At 46.9% G+C, this 11,336-nt stretch carries 6 protein-coding genes; all 6 read right to left on the bottom strand.

Annotated features, from left to right (window positions below; translation table 11 throughout):
• Positions 1-9: 9 nt before the first annotated feature.
• Positions 10-1,119, bottom strand: coding sequence for a hybrid sensor histidine kinase/response regulator (locus Mcas_RS12415; protein ID WP_040335868.1), 1,110 nt, complete (start codon positions 1,117-1,119; stop codon positions 10-12).
• Positions 1,116-5,702, bottom strand: coding sequence for a response regulator (locus Mcas_RS16955; RefSeq protein WP_052567382.1), 4,587 nt, complete (start codon positions 5,700-5,702; stop codon positions 1,116-1,118). Before Mcas_RS16955 ends, Mcas_RS12415 begins: the two co-directional genes overlap by 4 nt.
• 17 nt (positions 5,703-5,719) lie before the next feature.
• A complete protein-coding gene (locus Mcas_RS12425; RefSeq protein WP_040335869.1) occupies positions 5,720-7,084 on the bottom strand; it encodes an ATP-binding protein in 1,365 nt (454 codons plus the stop codon).
• A complete protein-coding gene (locus Mcas_RS12430; RefSeq protein ID WP_040335870.1) occupies positions 7,081-8,994 on the bottom strand; it encodes a PAS domain S-box protein in 1,914 nt (637 codons plus the stop codon). Before Mcas_RS12430 ends, Mcas_RS12425 begins: the two co-directional genes overlap by 4 nt.
• Positions 8,995-9,285: 291 nt before the next feature.
• On the bottom strand, positions 9,286-10,239 hold the full coding sequence (locus Mcas_RS12435) for an RpnC/YadD family protein (RefSeq protein ID WP_040335871.1): 954 nt from the start codon (positions 10,237-10,239) through the stop codon (positions 9,286-9,288).
• A 202-nt stretch (positions 10,240-10,441) separates the two neighbouring features.
• On the bottom strand, positions 10,442-11,336 hold an 895-nt coding region (locus Mcas_RS18535), incomplete at its 5' end, for an RpnC/YadD family protein (RefSeq protein ID WP_040335872.1).

Genomic DNA, 11,336 nt, shown 5'->3' on the forward strand with positions numbered 1-11,336 from the left:
ATCGTCCTCCTAAAGCTCTATACTGAACTCGGCTCCACCGTCAATGTTTCTTGCCGTCAGTTTTCCGCCCATATCAATCTCGATAAACTGTCGCGCTATATACAGCCCAAGGCCCGTGCCTGACTTAGGCCCCTTGCTCGTGTGATATGGTTCAAATATCTTTTCGATCAGAGGCTCACTGATACCGCCTCCGTTGTCCTGGACAGTGATAACCGGTCTGTTGTCTGCGGTCAAGAGACAGATGTTGATCTGTCTGTCTGTCTGCCTATTTTCCAGGAGGGCATCCCGTGCATTATTGATTATCTGCGACAGGGCTTCAATCAGTTTGGTACGGCAACCCGTTAGCGTGTGATTGTCTCTGATGTCCACCTTTACCGCTATGCAACAGTCTTTGAGTGTTTCGCAAAGGAATACCAGGACTGTGTCTATCACCCCTGAAAGCTCAAATGTTACATCCGTCTCAGACCGTGGCACAGAGGCCATAAACAACTCTATCGTGCCGGACATCTTTTGAACCACACTCATTGACTGTTGTATGAATTCATCCAGAAAATTTTTGTCTATTTTACCGTCCTCATAAGCAAACTCGATATTTTGAATCAACAGACCGATCTCGTTGAGCGGATTTCTCCAGTGGTGTGCGATGTTCTTAAACAGCTCGTTTATAGCGGCAAGCCTGATCTTAAAGACGTTACACCGCATGTACTCTTCCTCGTACTTTATTGCCGTGCACACCTTAAGCAGGACGTCCAATAACTGCTCGTTGTTTATGGGCTTTGTTATAAACTTATCAACGCCGATATTTATCAACTCAAGCAGGTACCCGGCATCACTGTAGGCAGAGGTAACCAGGATTGGCTGCTTTCTGTTAATCGCCTTGATCTCTCCGGCCAGCCTGATGCCATCAAACATGGGCATCTTGATATCCGTGATGACAATGTCGTATCTGTCCTTCTTGTACAACTCCAACGCCTCCCTGCCATTACAGGCCGTGTCCACTTTTCTGAAAAACTCCATGTAAAACTTGCCATATTCAAGCCGTATATCGTCTTCGTCCTCGACGTACAGGACCCTCAACGATTTGGCTAACTCTCTCAGCAGCATGATATTTATCTTCATACGGATTCATTCCCCAAGTTCAACTGCTTTGGCAGTCTTATGCTTATGCAGGCGCCGTCATTAACGTTTGAGACTTCGATATGACCCTTCAGATTGTCATCTATGATTACCTTGCAAATGTACAAACCCAGTCCTGTCCCCTTTGCCTCACCCTTGGTAGAAAAGTATTGCTTGAACACGTCCCCAAGGACATAGTCGGAAAACCCTCCTCCGTTGTCCGTCACCCTGACGTAGATGTGGTCATCGTCTTCGTCTTCGCTTATGTTTATGAGCGGATTGGCTACATTGCGTTCTTTTACGGCCTCCAGGGAGTTTGAGAATATGTTCAGAAAGACCTGCATCAGCTCGTTCGGATACGTCTGAAACACAGACGATATCTTCCTGTCATAGTTTATCTGCACGTGGTTGTCCCGCACGGGAATGGCTATGATATTTAAGCTCTTTTCTATAACATCGTGCAACAGGGCAGGTTCAAGCCTCTTGTTTGTCTTGTAAAAGTTTCTGAAGTCGTTGATGGTTTCAGACAAGAACGAGACGTGCTTTTCTATCTTGTCAAAGCCCTCGCTGATGTCATCTTCCGATACACTGGATAGAGCCATCTTTACTTTTAACGTAGCAATGATGGCATTAATAGTGGCCAGGGGTTGTCGCCACTGATGCGCTATGAGACTTAACATCTCACCCATCTGAGCCTGCCTCATCTTCATCAGAAACAACCTGTCCTTGTGTTTTTGTTCCGTAATATCCCGTCCTACTATTATCACTACCGTGCTGTTGTCAATGACGCTTGTGCAACCGGAAAAAGACACCAGCATGGCAACCTTTGTGCCGTTCTTTGTCTGATATGTTGCCTCATCGGTACGTTGATTGAGGTCAAGATGACATATGATATCTATTTTTTTTCCGATCAGTTCCTGCCCGCCGTACCCCAGCAGGGTGCAGGTGGCCATGTTTACAGCCTCTATGACTGCCTCCTGCGTGACCACGATGAGCGTCTCCTGCATGGAATTGATGATGTTGCTGTAGTAGTCCTTCTGAGAGCGAAGGAGTTGCCCCTGAAGCTCTTGCAGTTCCGTGTTGGTCTTTGTCAACTGTTGCACCAACTGCCTCTCTTTCTGCATTTGTCGCTTAAGCGTCAGGTGATTTTTCACTCTCAGCCTCACTACGTCCGGATTGACAGGCTTGGAGATATAATCGACGGCACCTAATTTCAGACCAATTGCCTCATCGTCCCTCTGGTCCATAGAGGTTAAAAAGATGATCGGCACGTCAACCAATGAGGGTTCCCCCTTGAGGCGACGACACAGTTCGTAGCCGCTGACTTCAGGCATTATGATATCAAGCAGGATCAGGTCCGGCTTTACCGACAAGGCTATCTCAAAGGCATCCCTGGCGTTAGTGGCAAAGTACGTTGTGTAGACATCTTGCAAGGCATCATTGGTGATCTCAATATTTGACGGTGCGTCATCCACTATGAGAATCTTTTCTTTTTCGGCGATGTTCAGCGACTCCGCAAGTGCTCTCACAATCAGCATGGCCCCCTTAAAGTCCAGCTTGTTGATATGGCTGCCCAGCTCATCGATCTCTTTTTCACTGGAGGCTGACATCAGAGACGAACGATTCTCAGCGAAATACCTCCTCACTTGCAGAGAGTTCTGTTGCAACAACTGTTGCAATTGCAAGATAATTGCACCGAGTTCGTTGACCTCATCGGAGGAGTCTGCCGTCAAGGATTCCTTTTCACGTATCAGTATCTCCAATGTATGTGCCGACTCAAATACCGTGTGAAGCTCCCTTGTCATTCTCTTCAGACATCCTGGAATCTCTCCGGAGTCTTCTTTTTTCAACAGGTCTTCAAGCTCCCTGACAACGCCAACCAGCGCCGTCGCCGATATATTAGATGCCATGCCCTTAAGACCATGTGCCAGGTCCCTGGCGCTATTGTAATCCCGCCCCCTAAGCGCTGCCTCAATGTCATCAACGATACCGGCATTGGCGTTTCTGAAATCTATAATGACCTTTTGTAGCAGTTTTCTCTTGCCGCCAAGCCTCTTAAGCCCCGATGCCACGTCAATGCCGGGGAGGTTATCCTCCTGCAGACCTTCTTCCTGCAGGGACGGTGCAGCCCCAACCACGGGGAACTCTGATGCCGTTGGCGGTATCCACTTCAGAAGCGTGTCGCAGAGGTCTTTGATGTCTATTGGCTTGGATATGTGGTCGTTCATCCCTGCCGCATAACATCTGTCCTGCTCTTCCTTCATCACGTGGGCAGTCATTGCAATTATTGGCAGCTCGTCCCCGGACAGTTTCTCTCTGATCAGCCGTGTGGCCTCAAGGCCGTCCATTTGTGGCATCTGTATGTCCATCAGGACGGCGCCATATTTTTCCTTGGCCATCTCTACGGCGCTCACCGCCTCTAGTCCGTTGTTGGCTATATCAACAACAAACCCGGCATCCGTCAGGAGTTCAAAGGCAACCTGTTGATTTACGTAATGGTCCTCCACAAGCAACAAGCGCGCCCCATTTATGCTTGACAACCTTTTAGTGTCAGATGTGCCGCTTTCATGACGCCTTACCTGATGCCTTGTATCCTTGCCAAAGGCCTCAAGTATCGTGTTAAACAGCATGGATTTCTTGAGAGGCTTTGTGAGGAAAGACCTTATGCCAAGCTCCCTGGACACTTGCCTGACATCGTCATTGCCGTGGGCCGTCACCATAATTATGATCGGCGGGTTGGTTATTTTAGGGTCAGAGAGGATATGCCTTGTTGTCTCAAGGCCGTTCATCCCCGGCATCTTGTGATCGATAAGTAACAACTTGTATTGCCGCTGCGTTGACATCTCACAAGAGCGCCTCAATTGCTCTATGGCCGCCATGCCGCAATCAACTGTTGTCACCTCCATGGTAAAGCCCTCCAGTATATCCTTTAATATCTCGCGGGCACTTTCGTTGTCGTCAGCCACCATGACCTTCATCCCTACAAGGTCGTGGGGTATCAGGTAAGTTGTCCCTGGTGGTTGTCGGCAGGCAGTTTTTAGGGTAAAGGTAAACTCGCTTCCTTTGCCGTATTCGCTTTTTGCACTGATTTCGCCATTCATCAACTCTATCAGTTTCCGGCATATACTCAGCCCAAGACCGGTACCGCCATACCTCCTTGTTGTCGAGCTGTCGGCCTGTGAAAACGGTTTGAACAGATTTGGCATTACGTCAGGCTTTATACCAATCCCGGTATCTTTGACGGAAAAACCCAGGGTGACCTCTTTATCGTCCATATCAATGACCTTGATGGCCAGTATAATCTCTCCCTGTTCAGTGAACTTGATTGCATTACCGAGCAGATTGGTGATCACCTGGGTTATCCTCAAGGGGTCACCGGTGAGCAGGAAAGGGACGTCCTTGTCGATAGAGAGCATTATCTCTACACCCTTTTCCTCCGCCTTGATGGCCAGCATGTTGACTATATTATCCAGGACACTGTTGAGGTCAAAGTCAACGATATCCAGCTCCAGTCTTCCGGCCTCTATCTTTGAGAGGTCGAGCAGATCGTTAATGAGCAACAGCAGTGAATTTGACGATGACTGTATCTTGTTGACGTAGTCTCTCTGTTTTGCCGATAGTTCGGTTTGCAGCATCAAACGGCCAAGGCCAACAATGCCGTTGATCGGTGTGCGTATTTCATGGCTCATGTTGGCAAGAAATTCGCTTTTGGCGCGGTTGGCGCTGTCGGCCTCCCGCATTGCCGTCATTAACCTGGTCTCAATTATGCGACGTTGAGTGATATCCTCTCCGGCCCCCATGAGTGAGGTGATTTTACCATTTTTGTCGTACAGTGGTGTTACATGCCAGTAAATTAGTCGTTCGGAGCCGTCCTTTGCAAGGACATAGTTCTCATGGAAATCAAGCGTCACCCTGCCTGCCAGGGAATCATTAAAAGAGCTTCTGTCAGTCTCACGCTTATCCACGGGGATACAGAGATCAAACCAGTCCTTGCCCATGATTTCGTTTTCGTGGTAGCCAAGTATATCGCATCCCTTCCTGTTAATGAGTTGGAGGCTATGGTCTGAATTCACAACTACTATCATGACACCCGCCATGTCAAGGTATCTCTGTGCCGTTTCCTTTTCGCTTCTTAAGGCGTCTTCCAGTTTTTTTCTATCGGTGATATCCCACAGTATGCCAAGCATACCAATAACGACGCCATTGTCATCACGGACTGGGGAGAGTACCGTATGGACGACAGATTCCATACCGTTTTTCATATATGGCTCATCAAAACTCTCGGCAACCCCTGATTGCATGATACGGATATCGTTGATGAGGAATCGTTCTGCCAGGTGCTTGGGGAAGAAGTCAAAGGCTGTCCTGCCTATTATGTCGTCAGATTTGAGATTGAATTCGGATGCAAATGCCTGGTTGACTGCGACGTAGACTAAGTCCCTGTTTTTATAAAACACCTTCTGCGGGATATTGTTCAGCAGGAGTCGATATTTTTCTTCGCTCTGGATGAAGCATTTTTCAAAGTGCTCCCGTTCCCTGATCTCTCTTTGAAGGGCTTCGGTGAGTTCATGCAGTTGTGTTTCCATTGGCTGCTTACATATCCTTAAAGCTCTATCCTGAACTCGGCTCCACCGTCAATGTTTCTTGCCGTCAGTTTGCCGCCCATATCAAGCTCGATAAACTGTCGCGCTATATACAGTCCAAGCCCCGTCCCTGACTTAGGCCCCTTACTGGTTTGATATGGTTCAAATATCTTTTCGATCAGAGGCTCACTGATACCGCCTCCGTTGTCCTGGACAGTGATGACCGGTCTGTTGTCTGCGGTGAAGAGGCAGATGTTGATTTGTCTGTCTGTCTGGCGGCTTTCCATGAGGGCATCCCGTGCATTATTGATTATCTGCGACAGGGCCTCGCCCATATCAAGCTCGATAAACTGTCGCGCTATATACAGTCCAAGCCCCGTCCCTGACTTAGGCCCCTTACTGGTTTGATATGGTTCAAATATCTTTTCGATCAGAGGCTCACTGATACCGCCTCCGTTGTCCTGGACAGTGATGACCGGTCTGTTGTCTGCGGTGAAGAGGCAGATGTTGATTTGTCTGTCTGTCTGGCGGCTTTCCATGAGGGCATCCCGTGCATTATTGATTATCTGCGACAGGGCCTCAATCAGCTTGGTACGGCAACCCGTTAGCGTGTGATTTTCGACGACGTCTACCTTTACCGCTATGCAACAGTCTTTGAGTGCTTCGCCAAGGAGTACCAGGACAGTGCCTATCGTCTCTGCAATGTCAAATGTTACATCGTCAGAGTCCGCCCTCGGTACGGAGGCCAGAAACAACTCTATTGTGCCGGACATCTTTTGCACCACTGACATGGAACGGTCTATGAAATCATCCAGGAACTTTTTATCCAGCACCCCTTCATCATAGACAAGTTCCATGTTTTGAATCAACAGTCCGACCTCGTTGAGCGGATTTCTCCAGTGGTGTGCGATGTTTTTGAACAGTTCGTTTATAGCGGCAAGTCTGATCTTGAAGACGTTACACCGCATGTACTCTTCCTCGTACTTTATTGCCGTGCACACCTTGAGCAGGACGTCCAGTAACTGCTCGTTGTTTATGGGCTTTGTTATAAACTTATCAATCCCTATGTTTATCAGCTCAAGCAGGTACTCGGAGTCATTGTATGCAGACGTGATCAGGATTGGCTGCTTTCTGTTAATCAGCTTGATCTCCCTGGCCAGCCTGATGCCATCAAACATGGGCATCTTGATATCCGTGATGACTATGTCGTACCTGTCCCTCTTGTACAACTCCAGGGCTTCCTTGCCGTCACGGGCAACATCGACCCTTTTGAAGAATTTCATATAAAACTTACTGTATTCATTCCTCATGTCATCCTCATCCTCGGCGTACAGGATGCTCAATGACTGGGCTAATTCCTTCAGTATCATGAGATTGGCCTTCATTGAGGTTTACTCTCCTTGTTCAAAGTTTTTGGCACTTTTATGCTCATACAAGCGCCGTCGTCGCAGTTTGAGGCCTCGATGCTGCCCTTTAAATGGTCGTCAATTATTACCCTGCAGATGTACAAACCCAAACCCGTCCCCTTTGCCTCGCTCTTGGTGGAGTAGTATTGCGTGAATATGTTTTCCAGAACATAATCGGAAAAACCACCGCCGTTGTCGATTACCTTGACATAGATATACAGTTCATCTTCGTCTTCGATTATTCTTATGTACGGATTGGCTATTTTCCGTTCTTTTATGGCCTCCAGGGAGTTAGACAGGAGGTTCAGAAAGACCTGCATCATTTCGTTGGGATACGTCTGAATGGGTGTGTATATCTTTTTGTCAAAGGTGACTTGTACCTTGTTATCTCTCAGTGGAATTTCTATGACCTTTAAGCTCTTGTCTATGACGGTATGCAGGACGACCGAGTCAACCCTTTTGTCCGTCCTGTAGAAGTTTCTGAAATCGTTGATTGTCTCCGACAGGAATATTACGTGTCTCTCTATGTCATCCATGGCGGCAGAGACTTCATCTTCGGATACGCCGGCAATGGTCATATTCACCTTCAGGTTTGCGATAATGGCATTGATAGTGGCCAGGGGTTGTCTCCACTGATGTGCAATGAGGCTTAACATTTCACCCATCTGAGCCTGCCTCATCTTCATCATAAACAACCTGTCCCGATTCTTTTGCTCTGTGATATCCCGCCCTACCATTATCATCACCCTGCTGTTGTCGATAACGCTCGTGCAACTGGAAAAAGACACCAGCATGGGGATTTTGGTGCCGTTCTTTGTATTATAGAGTATCTCTTCGGCAAGCAGGCTGTTGAGATCAACGTTACAGATGATGTCTATATTTCGGCCGATTATTTCTCTCTCAGTGTATCCGAGCAGGTTGCATGTGGCAGAGTTTACCGCCTCTATGATTGCCTCTTGTGTGACCACAATGAGCGTATCCTGCATGGAGTTGATAATATTGTTGTAGTAGTCCTTCTGGGTGCGAAGTATTTGCCGCTCAAGTTCCTTGAGGTCCGTAATGTCCACAACCCCTGCCGTTGCCCCGGCATAAGAGCCGTTCCTGTCCGTAATGGGCGACATCACCACTGTTACGTACATGACGGAGCCGTCTCTGCGCAGAAGTTCCATTTCAAACTGCTGCGGCACCATGTCCACGCTTAAGCGTCCGATGGTTATTTCAAAGGTGTCCGCCCAGTGTTTGTCCATATATGCGGATGGACGTGTCTGCTTCATCTCCTCGGTGCCGTATCCCATCATCTCTGCCATACGTGGGTTTATCAGTGTTGTTACACCACCCTTGTCTATAGTCCAGACCCCTGCGTGTGACAGTTCAAACAACTGACGATATTTGTGTTCGCTGTATTTTAATGCCTTTTCTATGCGTCTGCGCTCTATATTTTCGTTCAGGATTGTTGCGTTGGCATTTGTCAACTGTTGTATCAACTGTTGTTCGAGCAACATCTGTCTCTTCAAATCCAACTGATTTTTGACACGCAATTTCACCACGGCAGGGTTAACAGGCTTGGAGATATAATCGACGGCGCCTAACTCCAAGCCAACAGCTTCACTGTCTTTTTCGCTCATGGACGTCAAAAATATAACCGATACATCCGCCAATGAAGGTTCCTGCTTTAACTGGCGGCACAAGTCGTACCCGCTGCTATCAGGCATGATGATATCAAGCAGTATCAGGTCAGGCTTTATAGACAAGGCTACATCCAGGGCGTCTCTGGCGTTAGTGGCAAAGTACGTCATGTAGTTGTCTTGCAATGCCTCATTGGTTATCTCAATGGTGGAGATGTTGTCGTCAACTATCAGCACCTTTTGTTTTTCAGTTTCGTAAGACATTATAAATACTCCATTATTCCCATGAAATATAAAAAAATCCAGTTAGAACATGCAGAATTGAATAGCTCCTTGAGCCTCTTGCAAAAAGAAACCAAAACTCACTAAAAATATCTGCCCTACCCTCATCAATGAGGTCTAAATTTTACTCGTTAAGATGTAGTCTCTGAGAGCTATTTCTATGGCCTGAGTTTTAGTCTTTTGCACTAGAGAGATACCTTGCTTCATTAAGCAACTCGTACTTTATTCTAAGTGTTGTCCTCATATATCGTCTCTCTCATACATTTGAGTAAGTCACAGCAATCCCTCAATCTCCCTGATGTCCTGTGCCCTTATCAACGCCTCTGTTATTGAGCGGAGCCTTGACGTATCTCCATAGCCTCTGATCTTCGGCATAAACGATAAGCCTTCTTCACCAAATCTGGCCCTTAACAAAAGTTCTATCGTATCTTGCATGCCTTCCACCCGACCACTTTCCAAACCCTCCTGTATACCCTCCTGCTTACCCTTCTGTATACCCTTCTGTATACCCTTCTCTATGCCCTTCTCTATACCTTCCTGTATACCCTCTTGCTTACCTTGTATGAATCTCAGGTCCTTTTCTATTGGTAAATCGTATGCAAGTGACATTTTTCCAGCCTCCTCTATCACGATTTTTTGCATGTCTCTCAACCTTGAGAGCATCTCTAATGTCCTTATATTTCTTGACAGTTCCAGTCCTTTAGCGACCTTCATCAGCTCACCTAAAATCTGTCGTACAAGCTCCCTCTCATCGCGCCCGCCCATGTTGCATAATATCGCCAGGATAATTTTCCCCGGTACACCCGAATACAGAAATTGTTCGCACTTGATATTCCTCATATCGATCAACCTGTACTTGTAGCGCATCTCCGGCAGTTTTAATCGAGTTTTCATATTCATCTTGTCTTTGCCGATAAATATGACGTACTGCTTTACTCTCAGCTCGTACAACGAATATATGTGAATAAAGTACCGCATCATTCTCTTAAGCATTTTGGGGTCATTTGTGCTCTGAATCTCTGCGTGTGCAATGAAGGAGTCGGTGTTGGCGGAGTCCACCCTTGCCAGAAAATCAGCCTCACGTTCGTCCGTCAACTGCATAATGGGGTTCAGCCTGGTAATTTTATCGGCCTTGATCCCCAAGACACTCTCTATCAGAGGCTGCTCTATTTCCTCAATCAGCTCCTTGATGAGCTTATCGTAACCGCCTGGTGGTGTAGTATCCATATTGATCTATTATAACGCATGGCATTAAAAATTAAAAGTTACCTAAAAACAGGCGCATAAAAAACTCATGGGTGCCTTGGGGAAAGAAAAGGGTGCCAAATCACTCAGAACTGCAATACAACACGCTAACTCATAATATACCACCCTCTTTTAAAGCAATCTAAAAAAAACTCACTGCTAACATTAGTGTAACCGGAGGAGGTTAAAGCAATCCCTCAATCTCCCTGATGTCCTGTGCCCTTATCAACGCCTCTGTTATTGAGCGGAGCCTTGACGTATCTCCATAGCCTCTGATCTTCGGCATAAACGATAAACCTTCTTCACCAAATCTGGCCCGTAACAAAAGCTCTATCGTATCTTGCATGCCTTCCACCCGGCCACTTTCCAAACCCTCCTGTATACCCTCCTGCTTACCCTCTTGCTTACCTTGTATGAATCTCAGGTCCTTTTCTATTGGTAAATCGTATGCAAGTGACATTTTTCCAGCCTCCTCTATCACGATTTTTTGCATGTCTCTCAACCTTGAGAGCATCTCTAATGTCCTTATATTTCTTGACAGTTCCAGTCCTTTAGCGACCTTCATCAGCTCACCTAAAATCTGTCGTACAAGCTCCCTCTCATCGCGCCCGCCCATGTTGCATAATATCGCCAGGATAATTTTCCCCGGTACACCCGAATACAGAAATTGTTCGCACTTGATATTCCTCATATCGATCAACCTGTACTTGTAGCGCATCTCGGGCAGTTTTAATCGAGTTTTCATATTCATCTTGTCTTTGCCGATAAATATGACGTACTGCTTTACTCTCAACTCGTACAACGAATATATGTGAATAAAGTACCGCATCATTCTCTTAAGCATTTTGGGGTCATTTGTGCTCTGAATCTCTGCGTGTGCAATGAAGGAGTCGGTGTTGGCGGAGTCCACCCTTGCCAGAAAATCAGCCTCACGTTCGTCCGTCAACTGCATAATGGGGTTCAGCCTGGTAATTTTATCGGCCTTGATCCCCAAGACACTCTCTATCAGAGGCTGCTCTATTTCCTCAATCAGCTCCTTGATGAGCTTATCGTAACCGCCTGGTGGTGTAGTATCCATA

It is taken from the genome of Candidatus Magnetobacterium casense, assembly GCF_000714715.1.
In the GTDB taxonomy this organism is placed as follows: domain Bacteria; phylum Nitrospirota; class Thermodesulfovibrionia; order Thermodesulfovibrionales; family Magnetobacteriaceae; genus Magnetobacterium; species Magnetobacterium casense.

Coding starts and splice junctions, on each gene's coding strand:
- Mcas_RS12435 (WP_040335871.1), bottom strand. CDS start 10,239: ATGGATACTACACCACCAGGCGGTTACGATAAGCTCATCAAGGAGCTG.
- Mcas_RS12430 (WP_040335870.1), bottom strand. CDS start 8,994: ATGTCTTACGAAACTGAAAAACAAAAGGTGCTGATAGTTGACGACAAC.
- Mcas_RS12425 (WP_040335869.1), bottom strand. CDS start 7,084: ATGAAGGCCAATCTCATGATACTGAAGGAATTAGCCCAGTCATTGAGC.
- Mcas_RS16955 (WP_052567382.1), bottom strand. CDS start 5,702: ATGGAAACACAACTGCATGAACTCACCGAAGCCCTTCAAAGAGAGATC.
- Mcas_RS12415 (WP_040335868.1), bottom strand. CDS start 1,119: ATGAAGATAAATATCATGCTGCTGAGAGAGTTAGCCAAATCGTTGAGG.